Genomic DNA, 19,377 nt, shown 5'->3' with positions numbered 1-19,377 from the left:
CGCAATCGCGGGGACGCGGCGGCGCGGTTCCCCGGCGCCGCCGCTCCCGCTTCCCCGGCTTAGAAGCCGACGCGCACCGTCGCGCGCAGGTCGCGGCCCGCCAGCGGGGCGAAGTCCTTCAGGAAGCTCGAATGGCGCCGTGCATCGACATCGAAGATGTTGTTGGCACTGAGCAGCAGCGAGATCTTCTGGTTGCCCGGGATCGGCCGGAAGGCGATCGAGGCATTGACCAGGGTATAGTCGCTGGTCGGCGTCTCGAACGCGGCGATCCGGTCCTGCTCGAACACGTGCTCGGCCTCGATGCGGCCGGTCACCTGGTCCGACTGCGCCTCGATCCCGCCCAGCACGCGCATCGGCGGGATGCGGGGCACTGGGCCCTCGTCGACGATGTTGGCATGGACATAGTCGCCCAGCGCATCGACGTTGATCGAGGTGCCGCCGATCTTGGCGACACGGACCGAGGCATCGGCCTCGAACCCGTAATAGCGCGCCGCCGCCTGCTGGAACTGGAAGCAGGGCAGGTCGACATCGCGCCCGCTCGGTGCCGCGGCGGCCTGGCAGATCGCCGGATCGACCTGGTTCTCGGAGATGTAGTTGGAGAACCAGTTGTAATAGGCCGAGGCGTCGAGGCTGAAGCCGTCGTGATGGACGTGCAGCGAGCCTTCCAGGCCCCAGGACTTCTCCAGCCGGAAGTCGGGGCTGCCCAGCTCCCAGCTCTGCGTGCCGGCATGGCCGCCGCGCGCGAACAGCTCCTCGGCCGATGGGGCGCGTTCGGTGCGCGACAGGTTCACGCCGATCCGCACGCCCTCGCCCAGCGCATAGGAAAGGCCCGCCGAGCCCGACAGCGCATTGAAATCGCGCTTGCCCGCGAAGAAGCGCAGGTCGCCGTCGATCGGGTTGGCCTGCTGGTCGGTCATCTCGTAGCGCAGCCCGCCCTCGGCGCGCAGCGCGCCGAAATCGAACTGCTGCAGCGTGAAGAAGCCGATCTGCTGGGTCGAATTCTTGGGCAGGAAGGCCTCGTCGCCGACCACGTTGAAGTCGCGGTTGAAGAACTGCACGCCCGATGCGCCGCTCCAGCCGCCGCGATTGGCCTGGACCAGCTCGAGCCGGCCCTCGATGCCCTTGTTGTAGAAGGCGGTGCCGACCGAACCGTCTTCCTCCAGCTCGAAGTGGCGGTAATTGGCATAGCCGGCGCGCAGGCGGATCTGCTTGAGGAAGCCGCCGCCGGTATCGACTTCGCCGCGCAGGTCGAAGCGGTTCTGGACCAGGCTCAGCCGCGGCGCCTCCTGCTCCTCGCCCGAGGCGAGGGCATAGCGGATCGGCACGCCGTAGAAGCTGTCATAGTGGCTGTACGAGATGCCCAGGCTGCCGGTGTCGGTGATGATCGATGCGCCGACGCCTGCCGTCCAGGTCTTGGCGAAGCTGTTGGGCAGGGTGTTCTTCAGTGCGGCGGTCGCAGCGAAGTCGGGATCGTCGGGTGTGGTCGGGCCCGCGGCCGCGGCCAGCGCCTGTGCACGGGCCCCGGGGGTCAGCACATAGCCGCCGACATGCAGGTCGTCGCTCTTGAGGTACGAGCCATCGGCATGGAGCACGAGCTTGTCGGTGACCGCGACATCGCCGGCACCGCCGACCGAACGCTCCTTCGCCGCCGAGCCATAGCTGCCGATCGCATCGAACCTATAGCCATTCTCGGGCACGGTTCGCGGGATGCGCGTGTCGATCACATTGACCACGCCGCCGATCGCCGAGGAGCCGTAGAGCAGCGAGGCCGGGCCGCGCAGCACCTCGACGCGCTCGGCGAGCAGCGGGTTGATCACCACGGCATGGTCGACCGAGGTGTTCGACACGTCGATCGAGCCGATGCCGTCGGTCAGCACGCGGACGCGCTCGCCCTGGAAGCCGCGCAGGATCGGGCGCGAGGCGGTGGGGCCGAAGGAAGTGGCGGAGACGCCCGGCTGGCGCGCCAGCGTCTCGCCGATGCTCGGGCGCAGGTCGCGGGTCAGCTCCTCGCCGGAGACGATCGAGGTGCCGGACAGCACGTCCTTCTCGCTTTGGTTGAGCAGGCCGGTGACGACGATCTCGTCGCCGTGATTGCCGGTGGTGCTCTGCCCGTCGCCGGGCGCGTCGGCTGGCGCATCGGCAGGGGCGGCCTTGGCGGTGTCGGCCGGGGTGGCGGTGTCGGGGCCGGCGGCACGGGCGGCGGCGGGGAGGGCGAGCGCGATCGTGGCGGCGCTCAGCAGAAACAGATGACGCATGAAAACTTGCTCCAGGAACCTTGGTCTTTGGGGATCAGGGACTCCACGGCGCATGGGCGCGCGAATACGCGCCTCTCTTCGCGAGCGGAGTCCTCAGGCCTGGAAGCGGAGCGGGGGTGCGCGGCTCTGCCAACCGCGGGCGGGTGGCAGCAGGGTCAGCGCGTCGAGCGATGCCGGGGTGAAGTGGAAGCTGGTCGCGACCGGCGCGATGAGTGCAACCGGCGTCGGCAGCAGATAGGCTCCGGCGCTCGCGATCTCGCGGCAGATCGGGCAGTTGGCCGGAATGTCGCCGGGGTCCTGCTTGCCCGGCGTCTTGAGGTTCTCGGCTGCGGCCGCCGTCAGCCCGGCGAGGCGGACGGGATCGAGATGCTGGTGGGTCTGGACGACCAGGCTCTGCCAGCAGAAGGAAAGCAGCAGCGCGAGCAGCAGGGCGTGCCAACGCGCGGCGAGCCGGGGCTCCGCTACGGCCGGGGCAACCGCGCGCGCCGGCCGGCGGCACAATCGCCACCCTCCGCTTTCGCGCTGTCCGTTACCCAACACCAGGAAACACCCTTTCGTTCGCCGGGGCACTGATATGTTACATTGTAACGTCAATCAAGCGCGGATGACCGGGAATTGCGGCGGCGCAGGTCTTATTTGCCGGTGAAGCTCGGCTTGCGCTTCTGGAGGAAGGCCAGGCCGCCTTCCATCGAATCGGCGGTGCCGCGCGCGCTGCGCTGGTGGTTGGCCTCCATCGCCAGCGTCTCCTCCAGCGACAGCTCGAGTGCCTGGCCGATGCCGCGGCGGATCATGCCCAGCGCCTGGGTGGGGCCGGCGGCAAGGCGGGTGGCGAGCGCCAGCGCCTCGTGCTCGAGCTGCTCGTCCGAGACGACGCTGTGGACCAGCCCCCAGTCGCGCGCCTTCACCGCGGTCAGCTTCTCGCCGAGCATCATCATCTCCGCGGCGCGGGCGCGGCCGACCAGGCGGGGCAGCAGCCAGGTCGCGCCGCCATCGGGGACCAGGCCGATATTGACGAAGGCCTGGAGGAAATAACCGGTGTCGCTCGCCACGCAGAAATCGGCGGCCAGCGCCAGGCTGCAGCCGATGCCGGCCGCGGCACCGCGCACCGCACTCACTACGGGCACGCCGAGCCGGGTCACCGCGAGGATCGTCGGGTTGTAGTGATCGGTCAGCGCGGCATGCGTGGCGTTGCCCGGATCGGCCGAGGCAAGCGCGCCGCTCGCCACGTCGGCACCCGAGCAGAAGGCCCGGCCCGCTCCCTGGAACAGCACCGCGCGGGCGCCGTCCAGGTTTGCGAGCGCGTCGCGGATCTCGTCGAACATCGCCGGCGGCGCGGCATTGAGGCGATCGGGCCGATTGAGCGTGATCACCAGCACGTCGCCGGCCCGCTCGGTCAGGATCGTCTCGTAGGCCATCTTCCACTCCCGTTTCGCTTCGCAACTGATAGCGGGGTGCGGGGAGGGGGAAAAGGGTGGGCGGAATTACCCTAGGGCATGCGCGCCTGCCGAGGTTGCTCCGGCAGGCTGTTTCCCGGCGAAAACCGGGCCCCAGGGCTTTTCCGCCGAATCGCCTGTGATTTCGGGCGCACAATCAATCCTCCCCCGGAGGGGGAGGGGGACCGCCAGCGAAGCTGGTGGTGGAGGGGTAGCGTGCCTCAGGCTGCATCGCTGGTGGAGAATACCCCTCCACCAGCTACGCTGGTCCCCCTCCCCCTCCGGGGGAGGATTGGGAACGGCGTAGCTCAGTCCTAAGGCGCGGGCGTCACCGCCTGCGGGCCGCTCGCCGTCGCCGTCAGCAGAGAATCGCCGCCCAGCGTGCGGTAGAGCGTCACCAGGTTGGTCGCCTCGACCAGCCGCGTGTTCACCAGCCCGCGCTGCGCGGTGTAGTAGGAGCGCTGCGCGACAAGGTTCGCCAGGAAATTGTCGATCCCGCCGCGATAGCGCGCCTCGGACAGGCGATAGCTGTCCTGCGCCGCCGTCAGATTGGCGGTGTCCGCCTTGAGCTGGTCGTCGATCGTGCCGCGCCGTGCCAGCGCATCGGCGACTTCGCGGAAGGCGGTCTGGATCGACTTCTCATAGGTGGCGAGCGCGGCGTCACGCTGCGCCTCGCTCGCCTGCACGCCCGCGCGCCCGGCGCCGGCGTTGAAGATCGGATAGCTGCCGGTGGCCCCGCCCGACCAGTGGAAGCCATTGCCCGAGAAGAGCCCGGTCAGCGCATCGCTGGCGAAACCGAGGAGGCCGGTCAGCGAGATGCGCGGGAACAGCGCGGCGCGCGCCGCACCGATCTCGGCATTGGCGGCGCGCAGCGTGTACTCGGCCTGGACCACGTCGGGCCGGCGGAGCAGCACGCCCGAATCGACACCGGCAGGCAGCTCGGCCACCGTGGGGGCGGCTTCCTCGATCGCCGAAGAGAGCAGGGCAGGGTTGATCTCGGCGCCGACGAGCAGGCGCAGCGCGTTGACGTCCTGCGCCAGCGCGGTGGTCTGCGACGCAACGTCGGACTGGGCGCTGGCCAGCGTCTGTTGGGCCTGGGCCAGATCGGTGCGCGGGGCGATGCCGCCTTTCAGCCGCATGTCGGTGAGCTTCACCGATCGCTCGGCATTGGCCGCAGTGTCCTGCGCGACCTTGAGCAGGCTCGCATCGGCGGCGTGGTTCAGCCAGGCCGAGGCGATGTCGCCGATCAGCGTGAGCCGGGTCGCGCGCGCCGCCGCCTCGGTCGCGAACCAGCGGTCCTGCTCGGCACGGGTGAGCGAGGCGACGCGGCCGAACAGGTCGAGCTCGAACGCCGGGATGCTCACGCTGCCGGTGAAGCTTGTCTGGCGGTCGCCGCCATCGGCCTTGGAGACCGTCGCGCCGGCGCCGGCATCGAGGCCGGGGATACGGTCGGCGCGCTGGATGCGGTACTGCGCCCGCGCCGCCGCGATGTTGGCGGCGGCGATACGCAGGTCGCGATTGTTGGCGAGCGCGGTCTCGATCAGCTTCTGCAGCCGGGGATCGCGGAAAATCTCCTGGTACGTGACCGTCGGCAGCGCTGCCTCGTTCGCCTTGAGATAGGCGTCGCCCACCGGCCAGCTCGGCGATACCGGCGCCGCCGGCATCTCGAGCTTGGGATCCATCGAGCAGCCGGCCAGCGCGCTGCCCAGCATCAGGGTGAGGACGATGCGCTTCATGCCTGCGCCTCCGGCTTGCGGCCCCAGTGCTCGCGGACGGCCTTGAGCGAATCGCGCACGCCGCGGCGGACGAGCACGAAGAACAGCGGGATGTAGAAGATGGCGAGGATCAGCGCGGTCAGCATGCCGCCGATCACGGCGGTGCCGATCGCGATGCGGCTGTTGGCGCCGGCACCGGTCGAGATCGCCAGCGGCAGCACGCCGAAGATGAAGGCGAGGCTGGTCATCACGATCGGGCGGAAGCGGATGCGGGCGGCCTCGAGTGCGGCGTCGATCACGCGCTTGCCTTCCTTCTCGGCACGCTCGGCGAACTCGATCATCAGGATCGCGTTCTTCACCGCCAGGCCCATGGTCGTGAGCAGGCCGATCTGGAGGTAGACGTCGTTCTGCAGGCCGCGCAGGCTCACCGCGAACACCGCGCCGATCAGGCCGAGCGGCACCACCAGCATCGCGGCGACCGGGATCGACCAGCTTTCATAAAGGGCGGCCAGGCACAGGAACACGATGAGCAGCGACACGCCGTACAGCAGCGGCGCCTGCCCGCCCGCCAGCCGCTCCTGATAGGAGAGGCCGGCCCAGGCGACACTGGTGCCGGGGACCTGCGCGGCGAGCTCTTCCATCCGCTTCATCGCGTCGCCCGAGCTCTTGCCGGGGGCCGGCTGGCCCTGGAACTCGAAGGACGAGATGCCCTGGAAGCGCGAGACCGTGGTCGGCGCAGTCGACCAGCCGATCGTCGCGAAGGAGGAGAAGGGCGTCATCTTGCCGTCGCTGCCGCGCACGAACCAGTCGCTCAGGTTCTGCGGCTCGGCGCGGTAGGGCGCATCGCCCTGGACATAGACGCGCTTCACACGGCCGCGGTCGATGAAGTCGTTGACGTAGCGGCCGCCCCAGGCGGTCGACAGCGTGTTGTTGACGTCGGCCTGGGTCAGGCCGAGCGCCGCCAGCTTTTCCTGGTCGATCTGGATGTTGAGCGTCGAGACGTCGGGCAGGTCCGACAGGCGCACCGCCTGCAGGTCCGGGTCGGCATTGGCCGCGGCGAGCAGCTTGTCGCGGGCGGCGACGAAGTCGTCGCGCGACATGCCGCTCGAATTCTGCAGCTCGAGCGTGAAGCCGTTGGACTGGCCGAGGCCGCGGATCGCCGGGGGCACCAGTGCGAAGACCTGGGCGTCGCGGAAGTTGCGGAAGGCGCCGGCGGCGCGCTGGACGATCGCGTCCGCGCTGTTCTGCTTGCCCGGGCGATCGTCCCAGGAGACGAAGTTCACGAAGCCCTGGCCGGTATTCTGGCCGCTGGCACCGCCGCCGCCGCCGCCACCGGTGACGGTGAAGAGCGTGCGGACGTTCTTGCCCTCCTGCTCGCGCAGATATTTCTCGATGGCGAACTGCACTTCCTGGGTGCGGGCCTGGGTCGCGCCCGCGGGCAGGCGGAACTGGACGCTGGCCGCGCCCTGGTCCTCGGTCGGCAGGAAGCCGGTGGGCAGGCGGTAGAACATCAGCACCAGCACCGCGCAGACCAGCAGGTAGATCAGCAGGAAGATCCACTTGCGATCGACGACATAGGAGATCGTCCGCGTGTAGCGCTCGATCGTCCACTCGAAGCCCTGGTTGAACTTCTCGGTACCCGTGCGGAACGCGTTGCCGATGAACGGCACCCGCCGCGCCAGCCAGCCGCTGCCCGGCTCGGCCATGTCCTTCTTGCGCTTGAGCACGGTGGCGGTGAGCGCGGGGCTGAGGATCAGCGCGACCAGCACCGACAGGATCATCGCCGAGACGATCGTCACCGAGAACTGGCGGTAGATCACGCCGGTCGATCCGCCGAAGAACGCCATCGGCAGGAACACCGCCGACAGCACGAGCGCGATCGCGACGAGCGCGATCTGGATCTGGTCCATCGACTTGATCGTCGCATCGCGCGGGGAGAGCTCGGGGTCCTCCTCCATCAGGCGCTCGACATTCTCGACCACGACGATCGCATCGTCGACGAGCAGGCCGATCACCAGCACCAGGCCGAACAGGGTCAGCGTGTTGATCGAATAGCCGAGCGCATAGAACACCGCGAAGGTGCCGAGCAGCACCACCGGCACCGCGATCATCGGCACCAGCGTCGCGCGCCAGCTCTGCAGGAACACGAACATCACGATGACGACGAGGATGATCGCCTCGACCAGCGTCTTCACCACTTCCTCGATCGAGAGCTTGATGAACTCGGTGGTGTCGTTGGCGTAGGCGTAGTTCAGGCCCTCGGGGAATTCCTTGGCCGCTTCCGCCACGGTCGCCTTGACCAGGTCCGCCGTCTTCAGCGCGTCGGCGCCGGGCGAAGTGCTGATCGCGATGCCCGAGCCGGGGTGGCCGTTGACGCGGCTGACCGCGTTGTAGTTCTCCGCGCCCAGCTCGATGCGGGCGACGTCCTTCAGCAGGACGTGCGCGCCGTTGGTCTGGGTCTTCAGGATGATCTTGGCGAATTGCTCGGGCGTCTGCAGTCGCGACTGCGCTGTCACCGTCGCATTCAGCATCTGCGAATTCGGCATCGGCTGGCCGCCGATCTCGCCGGCCGCGATCTCGGTATTCTGGTTGGTGATCGCGGTCACCACGTCGCTCGGCATCAGGCCGTAGCTGGCCAGGCTCGCCGGGTTGAGCCAGATGCGCATCGCATAGGGCGAGCCGAACACGTTGACGTCGCCCACGCCCGGCAGGCGCGACAGCGTGTCCTGCAGGTTGGACGAGAGCCAGTCGGAAACGTCGCGGTTGGTGCGCTTGTCGGTCTCGTCATAGACGCCGACGAGCAGCAGCGTGTCCGGGTTCGACTTGGTGACGCGCACGCCCTGCTGCTGCACCTGGTTGGGCAGGCGGGACAGCGCTTGCTGCACCTGGTTCTGCACCTGCACCTGGGCGATGTCGGGGTCGGTGCCCTTGTCGAAGGTCGCGCTGATCGTCACCTGCCCGCGCGAGGTCGAGGACGAGCTGAAATAGAGCAGGCCGTCGATGCCGGTCAGGTTCTGCTCGATGATCTGCGTCACCGAATTCTGCACCGTCTCCGCCGACGCCCCCGGATAGGTGGCGCGGATGTTGACCTGGGGCGGCGCGATGTCGGGATATTGGGCGATCGGCAGCGAGAAGACCGCGCCCAGGCCCATCAGCATCGTGATGATCGCGATCACCCAGGCGAAGATCGGGCGATCGATGAATACGCGGGACATAGTGGCTTAGCCGCCCTTCGACTTGGATGCGCCGGTGCCCTGGCCCTTGCGCGGCGCCTCGATCTTCTGCGGCGTATCGGCCGGGACCGGGCGCACATCGGCATCTGGCTTCAGGTTGGCGATGCCCTGGGTGATCACCTTGTCGCCGGGGTTGAGCCCCTTGGTGATGACCCAGAAGGCGCCCTGGGTGCGATCGGCGGTCACGTTGCGGCGTTCGGCCTTGTTGTTGGCGCCGACCACCCAGAGTTGGGCGTCGCCCCTGCCGTCGCGCGACACCGCCTGCTGCGGCACCAGATAGGCGCGGGTGTCGATCGCCTGGGTGAAGATCGCGCGGACGAACATGCCCGGCAGCAGCAGCCCGTCGGGATTGGCGAAGCGGGCGCGCAGCGTGACCGTGCCGGTGTTCGGGTCGACCACCACTTCGGAGAATTCGACGGTGCCGGTCAGGCCATATTCGCTGCCGTCCTCCAGCTTCACGCGCACATTGGCGCTGCCGGGGACGACGCCCTGCTGGGCCAGCGCCCGGCGCAGCGCGAGCAGCTCGGTGCTCGATTGCTGGATGTCGACGAAGATCGGGTCGAGCCGCTGGATCACCGCCAGCGGATCGGCCTGGTTGTTGGTCACCAGCGCGCCTTCGGTGAACAACGATCGGCCGATGCGGCCGGTGATCGGCGCGGGCACGCGGGTGAAGTTCAGGTTGATCTTCGCGGTCTGCAGCTGCGCGCCGCTCTGGGCGATCTGCGCGTTCGCCTGGCGGGAAGCGGCGACGGCGTCGGTATAATCCTGCTTCGAAACCGCCTCGGCCTCGGCCAGCGGCTTGTAGCGATCGGCCTTGATCCGCGCCGCCTCGGCATTGGCGCGGGCGTTCTGCAGGCTGGCCGATGCCTCGGCGACGCTCGCCGCATAGAGGCTCGGATCGATCTGGTAGAGCGTCTGCCCCTGGCGGACGATCGTCCCCTCCGCGAAGAAGCGCTTGCGGATGATGCCGGCCACCTGCGGGCGGATCTCGGCGACCTGATAGGGGTTCACCCGGCCGGTCAGCTCGGCGACCACCGGCACTTCACCCGGCTGCACCACGACGAAGCCTACCTGGGGCGGGCCGCCGGCGCCTTTTTTCTGCGCGGTCTGATTGCCGCTCCCGCAGGAAGCGAGAATCAGCGTGGCGGAAAGCAGGGCAAAGGCAGGAAGGCGGGATCCGCCAGCAGTGATTCGGTGCAAGTGTTCAACCCGGATCAAGGCGCCGACTCGGGCGCGGTTCTATGCAGCAACGCTCTTGGGCAGCGGCCTGTGCAGGCGCAACACAAGAAATATGCGAGAAACGTGAAACTATGTGCCGTTGGTGGGCAGTGTTTCCATCATATGGTTACCGGGCGCAACAATCCTCCGGATGCCGTGGCGTTCCCTGTGGTTATGGCTTCCAAATCCCTCTCCCGCTTGCGGGAGAGGGAGGGAGCCGCCGGAGGCCGCGGAAAGGGTGAGGGTGAGTGCTGGCCGCGAATACGGCGCTTGCCGCTCTCACTGACCCTCACCCTGGCTCGCGATGCGAGCCGTCCCTCTCCCGCAAGCGGTAGAGGGATTGGACCACCTAAGGCCCACCGTTGCTACAAACCCCCAACCAGCCTATTGGCGCGCGCCAATATGGCACGCATTGAAACGCCCAACCGCATCCGCGGCTTCCAGGACATCTTCGGCGACGATCAGCGCCGGTTCGCGCATGTCGTCGATACGTTCGACCGCATCCGCCGTCTCTATTGCTTCCAGCGGGCCGAAATGCCGGTGCTCGAATCGACGCCGGTATTCTCGCGCTCGATGGGCGAGACGTCCGATGTCGTCTCGAAGGAGATGTACAGCTTCGCCACTGGCGAGGATGGCTCGATGACGATGCGCCCCGAATTCACCGCCGGCATCTGCCGTGCCTTCATCACGGACGGCTGGCAGCAGCACGTGCCGCTGAAGCTGGTGACCAGCGGCGCGGTGTTTCGTCGCGAGCGCCCGCAAAAGGGCCGCTACCGCCAGTTCCACCAGCTCGACGCCGAAGTGCTGGGCGTCGCCGAGCCCTCGGCAGACGTCGAGTTGCTCGTGCTGGCCGACCAGCTGCTGCGCGAGCTCGGCATCGAAGGCGTTACCCTCCAGCTCAACACCCTGGGGGATGCGGAAACGCGCGAAGCCTGGCGTGCCGCGCTGGTCACGCATTTCGAGGCGCACAAGGACCAGCTGAGCGAGGACAGCCTCGTCCGGCTCGAGAAGAATCCGATGCGCATCCTCGATTCGAAGGATCCGCAGGATCGTCCGATCGCCGACAGCGCGCCGGATATCGATGCGTATCTGACCGAGGGCGCGGCTGCTTTCTTCAAGGCGGTAACCGACGGGCTCGATGCCGCGGGGGTCAAGTGGACGCGCAATTCACGCCTCGTGCGCGGGCTCGATTATTATCGCCATACCGCTTTCGAGTTCGTCACCGACAAGCTCGGTGCGCAGGGCACCGTGCTGGCGGGCGGTCGTTATGACGGCCTGGTCGGCAGCCTTGGCGGCGCCGAGACCCCGGGCGTGGGTTGGGCGGCAGGCATCGAGCGGCTGGCGATGATGATTCCGGAGCCGGCGGCCGAACGCATGCAGGTCGCCGTGGTGGTCGAGGCCGCCGGCAGCGAGGCAGCGGCGATCGGCCTGCTTGCGGCGTTCCGCAAAAACGGCATCAGCGCCGAGCTGTTCGCCAGCGGCAGCCCGAAGAAGCGCTATGACCGCGCGATGAAGGCCAACCCGGCGATGACGGTCTCGTTCCAGTCGCGTGACGGCGAAGTCTCGATCGCGCAGCGCGTGATCGATGGCGATGCCGTCGATGCCGATGCCGTCGCTACCCTGGTGTCCGGCGCCGCGCGATGAGGATTCCCGCCGACCGTATTGCCGCGATCGAGGCGCGGCGCGACGAGCTGCAGGCGCAGATGGCGACCGGGGATCTCTCCGGCGACAAGTTCGTCGCGGTGTCCAAGGAATATGCCGAGATCGAGCCGGTGGCGCTGGCCGCCGGCGAGGTCCGCCGGCTGCGTTCCGAGGCCGAATCGCTCGCGCTGATGGCGCAGGAGCCAGACGAGGAAATGCGCGCGATGGCGGCGGAGGAGCTCCGCGCCAATGAGTCCGCGCTGGCCGCTGCCGAGCGCGGGCTCGCGCTTTCGCTGCTGCCCAAGGATGCGGCCGATTCGCGCGCCGCGATGTTCGAGATTCGTGCCGGCGTGGGTGGCGACGAAGCCGCGCTGTTCGCCGGCGACCTGCTGCGCATGTACCAGCGCTATGCCGATCGGATGGGCTGGAAGGTCGAGCTGATCTCCGCCTCCGATTCCGAATTCGGCGGCTACAAGGAAGTCGTGCTCAGCGTCACCGGCACCGGCGTGTTCGCCAAGCTGAAGTTCGAGAGCGGCGTCCACCGGGTGCAGCGCGTGCCGGCCACCGAGGCGGGCGGGCGCATCCACACCTCGGCGGCAACGGTGGCGGTGCTGCCCGAGGCCGAGGACGCCGATATCAAGATCGACGACAAGGATCTGCGCATCGACATCTTCCGGGCATCGGGCCCGGGCGGGCAGGGGGTCAACACCACCGATTCGGCGGTGCGCATCACCCATTTGCCCACCGGCACGATCGTCATCCAGCAGGACGAGCGCTCGCAGATCAAGAACAAGGCCAAGGCGATGAAGGTGCTGCGCACCCGTCTGTACGAGCGCGAGCGCGACCGGCTGGCGCAGGAGCGTTCCGGCGCGCGCGCCTCGCAGGTCGGCTCTGGCGATCGCTCGGAGCGCATCCGCACCTACAATTTCCCCCAGGGCCGGGTTACCGATCACCGCATCAACCTGACCCTCCACCGCCTGCCCGAAGTGATGGAAGGCGAGCTCGACGAACTGATCGGCGCGCTGATCGCCCAGGACGAGGCCGACCGCCTGGCGCAGCTGGACGGGTGACACCTTTCCACTCCCCTCCCTGCAAGGGAGGGGAGTGCCGGTTGCCGATGTCGCCAGCAGGCTGGCAATGTTGGAAATCTTCTGCTTCGGTTCCGGCATGACTCGCGCCGTGCAAATCCGGATCGATCCGCTGACTCCGCGCTGCTCGCGCACCCGCGTGGAGTATCAAGGGATTCAACATTTTTCGTCCGGCGGCTCTGAGCGGGAGGCATGTGATGCCCTTTCCTGATCCCCAGCCCGGCGCGATGCCTCCGACAAATGGCAGGAGCGTACGCATCGCTCTCAACGAAACCGCACGCCGTCTGGAGGCGGCCTCCGACTCCCCCCGCCTCGATGCCGAGCTGCTGATGGCGCATGCGCTGGGGGTGTCGCGGGAATCGATGATCCTGCGCCATATCGGTGATCCCGCGCCCGAAGCGCTCGAGGCTCTGATCCAGCGCCGCCTGGCCCATGAACCGGTCGCCTATATCACCGGCAGCCGCGCCTTCTGGACGATCGAGCTGGCGGTCGGCCCCGGCGTGCTGATCCCGCGGCCCGACAGCGAGACGCTGCTCGAGGCGGCGATCGAATATTTCGGCGCGCGTGCGCCGGCCCGCATTCTCGATCTCGGTACCGGTCCGGGGACGCTGCTGCTCGCCGCGCTCGCCGAATGGCCCGAAGCGCAGGGACTGGGCGTGGACGCGTCGGACGCCGCGCTCGGCTATGCCCGGCGCAACGCCGCCGACCTCGGCATGGCCCGGCGTGTGGCCTTCCAGTCCGGCGACTGGACCGAAGGCCTCGACGGCCGCTTCGACCTGATCCTCGCCAACCCGCCCTATATCGGCACCGACGAGCCGCTGCCCGAGCAGGTCCGCGCCTATGAGCCCGGATCGGCACTGTTCGCGGGGCCGGAGGGGCTCGACGATTATCGCCGGATCATCCCCGATCTGCGCCGCCTGCTCGCCCCCGGCGGCGCGGCGGTGCTGGAGATCGGCTGGACCCAGGCAGAATCGGTATCCGCGATTGCCCGGAAGTGCGGCTTCTCGATCATGCTCTATAAGGACCTTGGAGAGCGGCCGCGTGCGCTGCTGCTCTCTTGAAATGACGCTAAAACGACACATATTTCTTCTTGGACATTGGTGCTGCACCGGCTAAGACAGCGACGGGGTAGGGCACTTTCAACCAAGAAGTTGAAACTTGGGCCGTGAAGAACGCACAGCCCCAATCCAGGTCATGATAGCCGCTGCAGTCCGGTGGCCATGGCAGGCGAGTTGCGCCTCCCGAGGCGTTGACGCGCATTTGTAAACTGCATCCGGGACCCAGGAATTGGACCGACGGACAGCGTAAACAAGACAGGACATACAGACCTTGATGAACAATCGTCAGGCCGGCCGCCGTCGTGGTCGTGGCGGGCAGCAGCAGCGCCAGGGTGGCAACGCCGGCCAGGGTAACGGGAATCGCATCGACAACCGTGCCCGCGGCAACGCCGCCCAGCTGCTCGAGAAGTACAAGAATCTGGCGCGCGACGCCCAGATGCAGGGCGACCGGGTCAACACCGAATATTATCTCCAGTTCGCGGATCACTATTTCCGCGTGCTGAGTGAGACCCGCTCGCGCTTCGAGGAGCAGAACCAGCAGCAGCGCCGCCAGCGCGACGATTTCGACGGCGACGACGAGGATTTCGACGTCGAGGCCGATGGCAACCGCGTCGAGGATGGCGACGACCAGCCGGAACAGCGTGTCCAGCAGCCGCGCCGCGACCGCGAAGAGCGCCAGGGCCGTGATCGTGGCGACCGCGAGGATCGCCAGGAGCGTCAGCCCCGCCGCGAGCGGCAGGAGCGCAACGGCCACGCCAATGGCTATGCCAACGGCCATGCCGCCGAGGGCGAGGTCGAAGCGACCGAGGCCAGCGAAGAGCAGGCGCCCCGCGAGGCTCGTGCCCCGCGCGAAGCACGCGCTCCCCGTGAAGAGCGTGCCCCGCGCGAAGAGCGTGCGCCCCGCGCCCGCCGTCCGCGCCGCGAGGAAGCCCAGGCCGAGGAAAGCCATGCGATCGACGCAGCGGTACTCCCGCCCGCGCTCGGCGTAAGCGAAGCGGCTCCGGCGGCGGAAGCGGAAGAGCCGGTCAAGAAGCCGCGCCGCACCCGCGCCCGCAAGGACGCCGAAGCGACCGTCTGAGACTATAGAATATAAGACAACGGGATCGGCGGCTGGGCGAAAGCTCAGTCGCCGATGTCTATTTCGGGGCTGATCCGGTCCTCCACCTGGGCGTCGTGCCCGGTGCCCGAGCTCAGGAACATCAGCCCCATCAGCGCGGCGCCCAGCAGGATGGTGAAGAACACCCCCAGCCCCGTGGCGAAGGCGATGGTGAAATTGAGCCAGCCGAGCCAGTGCCAGAGGATCAGCACCGACAGGATCGCGACCCCCAGCGCGACCAGCGCCATCCCGCCCAGGATGCGGCGATAGCGCCCCCAGGCAAAGGCGGCATATTCGGGATCGTCGAGGCCCTGTGGCGCGTCCATTCTTTTGCAATTGGGGTCGATGTGTGGAAGACTCAACCGCCTCAACCCGAATGAGGAGTCGAGCGATGACCATCGCGGCAATCCTGGGGGGAAAAGGGCGGGAGGTGATCTCGATCGAGGGCGACGTGACGGTCGTCGATGCGGTCGCATTGCTCTCGGCCCGGCGCATCGGCGCCGTGCCCGTGATGTCCGGCAGCGCAGTGGCCGGCATCTTCTCCGAACGCGACGTGATCCATTGCCTCGAGCGTGACGGCGTCGCCGCGCTCCAGCGCAAGGTGAGCGAGGTGATGACCGCCCCGGCGATCACCGTTTCTCCCAATGAATCGGTTCTCGGCGCGCTCGCGCTGATGACCCGGCGCCGCATCCGCCACCTGCCGGTGGTCGAGGGCGGCATTTGTATCGGCCTCGTCTCGATCGGCGATCTGGTGAAGTACCGGATCGAGCGCATCGAATCGGAAGCCGATGCGATGCGCGCCTATATCCAGGCCGTCTGACACAGGAAGGCCGCCGCCCGAGGGAAGTCGGACGGCGGCCCCTGGGAGGCGGGTGATCAGGGAACCGTCACACCCGCAAAGTTGACCAGGTCGGCGACGGTGAAGTCGCCCGGCGTCGCCGCGGGCAAGCCGGGCGTGAAACCGCCGCTTACATTGAGGAACGAGTCCGGATTGCGCTTCAGCATCCGGACGAACGTCTCGGCGACCACCCGCGCGCCCACCGGGCCCAGCTGGTTGCCGCCGTTCAGTACTGCCGCCTCGCGCAGGACATAATACCAGAGCGGCGTCTTGCTCAGCAGGATGCCGCCATTGCTGTCGAGCAACGCCGCTTCGCCCGCCGGCAACCCGGTCTTGATCTGGGCGGCGGTCATCGGGGCGATGCCGTAATGCTGCGCCACGCCCTGGCCGCTCGGCAACCCGAGCGCGAGTCCGCGGCGCAGGTTGCGCGTCGCCAGCATCGCCATCAGGCCGCTGAAGCCGGGCAGCGTATCGAGCCCGGGGGCCATCACGCTGTCGATCTTCTTGGCCTTGTTGTTCACCGGCACGCTGAATCCGGTGGTGAAGAAGGCGTTGAAGTCGACCGCCCAGCTCGATCGCACCGGCAGGTTGGGGCTGCGGATGAACGAGAACACGTCGCCCAGCGATGCGTTTATCTGGACGAAGTTCACCCAATATTGGTCGCGGATCATCGAGTGGCCGAAGCGATAGGCGCCCACCGCGAACTCCACCGGCATCGCGAAGGCGCTGTTGGGCGCCGCCGATACGGTGGAAAGGGCGGTGCTCACCGCGGCCGCACCGCAGATCCGCGCCAGGAAGTCATGGACCACCGCCCATTGATAATGGTGGGTCACGATCTTCTTCGCCTCGACGAAGATGTCGCCGGAGAAGCCGGTCGCCACCAGCCCGTCCACCACCTGGTTGTGGAACTTCAGCATGGTGTGGTGGAACTGCGAGACGATCAGATTCTCGTCGTTGCGCGGATCGCCGAGGATCGCAGTGTTGGTAGTGAGCGACGGATCGAGCGGATTGACGACGCGCGGCACGTCGAAATTGCGCTGCTTCTTGATCGCGCCGATCCCGCCGGCGCCACCGGGCCCACCGTCACTGTCGATCAGGTTCGAACCGAGCTGCATCTTCACCGCCGTGGGCGGCCCCGAAGTCGGGAAGGCATAGAGGAAGGAATCGAGCGCCGGTCCGCGGGCATAGACCGAATCGAGGTCCAGCGAGGGCGTGCGCATGTTGTGGATCGTCGTAGCATCGACCGGGGTGTCGAGCGTCGAGGCGATGTCGAGCGTGATGTCGTGATCCACGAACTGGCCGAAATAGGTGTAGCCGGCGGGGATCGTCGAATCGGCGCCGGCGCCGCGCGCGGGATCGGCCATGAAGTCGCCCAGCTTGCCGAGCAGCGTCTGGGTGGCCAGGTCGAAGGGCAGCTTGGTTGCGTCGCGGATCGTCTTGGAAGTGAGATAGCCGAACTTGTCCGCGCAGGGCGGGCGCCACAGCGATCCTGGGAAATAGGCCAGGGTCAGCTTGGCGCCGTGGAAGCGCTTGGTCTGCGGGCGCAGCGCGTCGATCGAGATCTTGCGCTCGGGGATCGGCGGCGCCGCGTCGGGATCGGGCTTGCGCGCGATCAGCTTCAGCGCCGTGTCGCGCGCGGCGAGCGAGAAGGTCTTGAGCTGCTGCTTGGCGATCTTGGTGTCCTGTACCGCGTCGGCGACGGGCCTTTTCGGACGGGCGGGTGTGAGGATATCGTCGGGCATGCGCGTCTCCATTCGCCATCCGGGGGAATGGCGTTCATGAGAGTAAGTGCAGATGCGGCCCCGCACGGAGATCTTCGTACCTTCCGGTCGAAGTCATGCCGTGCTGGGCAGATTAGGCCCTTGTCCTGTGCTTGGAGTCAATCGCGCTTTATTATCACTGATCGCACTGCGACTTAGATCGCGTAACTACTATGCCAGTTATTCGCGACTCGGGACGATTTCAGCCGCCTCGATTACGAACCAGGTTGATCGACTCGATCAGCATCTGCCGTGCGAGCAGAAACAACAGGCCGCCATAGGCAAGGCCGCCGGCACCGACGAGCAGGGCCAGGCGAAGCAGCGCGGGGAGCGGCGGGAGCAGGGCGTCGAGCCCGGTGACGAGCAGGGCCATTGCCGCGGCGGCGAGCACCGGCGGTGCGATCGCCTCGATCAGCGTGCCCAGCTTCACCCCGATCACCGGGAGGGTACGCCAGGTCGAGATCGCGAGATAGACCGGGTAGGCAGCGAACCAGGCGGCGACGAGTCCCATCACGCCCCAATGCACTCCGATCAGGAAGGCGATCGGCAGGCATAGCGCGCCGGTCGCCGAGTTCTGCGCGCTGATTCCCGGGCGGCCACAGGCATCGCTCGCCGGGGCGAACAGCACCTGCAGCGTCATCATCGGCATGGCGAGCGCGAGCCAGTGGACGACCGGCACGGCCTCGAGCCATTTCGGGCCGAGCGCGACGGTGACCAGCGGATCGGCCGTCGCGGCCATGCCGAGATAGAAGGGCATGGCGACCAGCATCACCAGCCGGGCCGATTTGGTGAAGGCCGCGCCCACTGCCGCCTTGTCGTCCTTCAGCCGGGCATAGGCCGAAAAGGCGACCTCGTTGAGCGGCGGGACGAACTTGGAGACGAAGATCTGGGTGAGAAACAGGCTGGTCGTGTAGATGCCGAGCATGTGCGGGTCGAACAGGCGGCCGGCGATGAACACGTCGGCCTGGCTCTGCGCGAACCAGAAGATCTGACCGGTTGCCATCACGCCGCCATAGCGTGCGATGTCGCCAGCGCCGCGGAAGTCGAAGCTCGGCCATAGAAGGGAGCGTGCCGCGATGGTCATGCCGATCGCACGGGTGGCGAACAGGGCGATCGGGGCGACGACCAGCGTCCATACGCCCATGCCGCCCAGTGCGCCGGCGAGCGCGGTGATCGCGCCGGCCAGGGCGGAGACGAAGTTGACCAGTGCCTGCTTGCGGAAGTCCATCTCGCGGGAGAGCAGTGCCTGGGGCAGGGCGATGAACGGCGTCGCTATATAGAGGAGCGCCTGCACGCGGAGCAGGTCGGCGACCTGGGGCTGGCGATAATAGGCGGCGGCGGCAGGGGCGGCCGCGAACTGGATCGCGCCCAGGGTCAGGTTCAGCAGGATGAGCATGCCGAACAGTTGGCGCTGCGCGCGGCGGCCGGCATCCTCGCGCTGGATCAGGGCACTGGCCAGCCCGTAGCCGTTGAGCATGTTGAGCAGCACCAGGACCACCTGGGTCATCGCGAACAGGCCATAGGCGGACGGCCCGAGCAGGCGGATGACGATGAAGGTCGAAGCCCAGGTCAGCAGCTGGCCGAAGATCTGCGTGCCCGAACGCCAGATCACGGCGCTGCGCACCTGCTGGCGCAGCGTGGTGCTTTCGGTGTCGGCAGGGGCCAGCAGGGGTTCGCTCATGTGCGCGCTATGCACCCGTTCGTCTTTATGCGCCGTAAACCGTCGGTAGCCGCAGATCTGCGCAGTTTCGCGGGTGGAAATCCTGTCCCGGATTCGGCGATTCGAATCGGTTTTCGGGGCTGATTCGGGGTGATTCGGGGCCGAAAGGTCACCGAAGCGTCATTCTGGCTACCTGCATGAAAAGCCAGAAGCCGCGGAAATCCTGGGGTTTTTGGGTCTGTTTCGAAAAAAAGACAGAAAGTTACGGATTGCTGTTGACGGGGTGGTGGGTCGGGCATAGAAGCCACTCCACCGACGCGGTGCTCCTCACCGGAACGCTTCGACGGTCACCAAAAGCAAGGCGCACAGGTCGCCCCTAGAA

General features: G+C 67.5%; 15 protein-coding genes. 6 read left to right on the top strand and 9 right to left on the bottom strand.

Annotation, left to right across the window (positions count from 1 at the left end; translation table 11 throughout):
- Positions 1 to 59 precede the first annotated feature (59 nt).
- From GGR46_RS21575 to GGR46_RS21550, 6 genes are all read right to left on the bottom strand, one after another.
- On the bottom strand, positions 60 to 2,255 hold the full coding sequence (locus GGR46_RS21575) for a TonB-dependent receptor (RefSeq protein WP_184000153.1): 2,196 nt from the start codon (positions 2,253 to 2,255) through the stop codon (positions 60 to 62).
- A 93-nt stretch (positions 2,256 to 2,348) separates the two neighbouring features.
- Positions 2,349 to 2,756: a hypothetical protein gene (locus tag GGR46_RS21570; RefSeq protein ID WP_184000152.1), complete on the bottom strand. Its 408-nt coding sequence runs from the start codon at positions 2,754 to 2,756 to the stop codon at positions 2,349 to 2,351.
- Between the two features lie 131 nt (positions 2,757 to 2,887).
- Positions 2,888 to 3,670, bottom strand: coding sequence for an enoyl-CoA hydratase-related protein (locus tag GGR46_RS21565; RefSeq protein WP_184000151.1), 783 nt, complete (start codon positions 3,668 to 3,670; stop codon positions 2,888 to 2,890).
- A gap of 332 nt (positions 3,671 to 4,002) precedes the next feature.
- Positions 4,003 to 5,424 carry an efflux transporter outer membrane subunit gene (locus GGR46_RS21560; protein ID WP_184000150.1) on the bottom strand — a complete coding sequence of 474 codons (1,422 nt, stop codon included), beginning with the start codon at positions 5,422 to 5,424 and terminating at the stop codon, positions 4,003 to 4,005.
- Entirely contained in the window at positions 5,421 to 8,618 is a 3,198-nt protein-coding gene (locus GGR46_RS21555) for an efflux RND transporter permease subunit (RefSeq protein WP_184000149.1), read from the bottom strand. The genes GGR46_RS21560 and GGR46_RS21555 overlap by 4 nt, the downstream gene beginning before the upstream one ends.
- 6 nt (positions 8,619 to 8,624) lie before the next feature.
- Positions 8,625 to 9,827, bottom strand: coding sequence for an efflux RND transporter periplasmic adaptor subunit (locus GGR46_RS21550; RefSeq protein WP_425506601.1), 1,203 nt, complete (start codon positions 9,825 to 9,827; stop codon positions 8,625 to 8,627).
- A 429-nt stretch (positions 9,828 to 10,256) separates the two neighbouring features.
- On the opposite strand from GGR46_RS21550, the gene hisS reads away from it, so the two are divergent.
- The 5 genes from hisS to GGR46_RS21525 all read left to right on the top strand — a co-directional run bounded on the left by hisS (position 10,257) and on the right by GGR46_RS21525 (position 14,719).
- Entirely contained in the window at positions 10,257 to 11,498 is a 1,242-nt protein-coding gene (gene hisS / locus GGR46_RS21545) for a histidine--tRNA ligase (RefSeq protein WP_184000148.1), read from the top strand.
- On the top strand, positions 11,495 to 12,565 hold the full coding sequence (gene prfA, locus GGR46_RS21540) for a peptide chain release factor 1 (RefSeq protein WP_184000147.1): 1,071 nt from the start codon (positions 11,495 to 11,497) through the stop codon (positions 12,563 to 12,565). The genes hisS and prfA overlap by 4 nt, the downstream gene beginning before the upstream one ends.
- A gap of 34 nt (positions 12,566 to 12,599) precedes the next feature.
- Entirely contained in the window at positions 12,600 to 12,794 is a 195-nt protein-coding gene (locus tag GGR46_RS21535; protein ID WP_184000146.1) for a hypothetical protein, read from the top strand.
- 16 nt (positions 12,795 to 12,810) lie between these two features.
- The gene (gene prmC / locus GGR46_RS21530) at positions 12,811 to 13,644 is read left to right on the top strand and encodes a peptide chain release factor N(5)-glutamine methyltransferase (protein WP_184000398.1); all 834 of its coding nucleotides are present in this window, start codon (positions 12,811 to 12,813) and stop codon (positions 13,642 to 13,644) included.
- Between the two features lie 268 nt (positions 13,645 to 13,912).
- Positions 13,913 to 14,719 (top strand): DUF4167 domain-containing protein, encoded by an 807-nt coding sequence (locus GGR46_RS21525; protein ID WP_425506596.1) that lies wholly within the window; start codon positions 13,913 to 13,915, stop codon positions 14,717 to 14,719.
- 44 nt (positions 14,720 to 14,763) lie between these two features.
- Here GGR46_RS21525 and GGR46_RS21520 read toward each other — a convergent pair whose 3' ends face one another.
- Positions 14,764 to 15,063 (bottom strand): hypothetical protein, encoded by a 300-nt coding sequence (locus GGR46_RS21520; protein ID WP_184000144.1) that lies wholly within the window; start codon positions 15,061 to 15,063, stop codon positions 14,764 to 14,766.
- Between the two features lie 65 nt (positions 15,064 to 15,128).
- On the opposite strand from GGR46_RS21520, the gene GGR46_RS21515 reads away from it, so the two are divergent.
- Positions 15,129 to 15,557, top strand: a complete 429-nt coding sequence (locus tag GGR46_RS21515) for a CBS domain-containing protein (protein WP_184000143.1) — start codon at positions 15,129 to 15,131, stop codon at positions 15,555 to 15,557.
- Positions 15,558 to 15,613: 56 nt separating this feature from the next.
- Here GGR46_RS21515 and GGR46_RS21510 read toward each other — a convergent pair whose 3' ends face one another.
- Both GGR46_RS21510 and GGR46_RS21505 read right to left on the bottom strand, forming a co-directional pair.
- Positions 15,614 to 17,317, bottom strand: coding sequence for a peroxidase family protein (locus GGR46_RS21510; protein ID WP_221262954.1), 1,704 nt, complete (start codon positions 17,315 to 17,317; stop codon positions 15,614 to 15,616).
- A 220-nt stretch (positions 17,318 to 17,537) separates the two neighbouring features.
- A complete protein-coding gene (locus GGR46_RS21505) occupies positions 17,538 to 19,016 on the bottom strand; it encodes a lipopolysaccharide biosynthesis protein (protein WP_184000141.1) in 1,479 nt (492 codons plus the stop codon).
- Between the last annotated feature and the right edge of the window lie 361 nt (positions 19,017 to 19,377).

Source organism: Sphingomonas kyeonggiensis, from assembly GCF_014196745.1.
Taxonomy (GTDB): Bacteria; Pseudomonadota; Alphaproteobacteria; order Sphingomonadales; family Sphingomonadaceae; genus Sphingomonas; species Sphingomonas kyeonggiensis.
The sequence above is the reverse complement of the archived record's forward strand: the minus strand, read 5'-3'. Positions and strand labels throughout refer to the sequence as shown.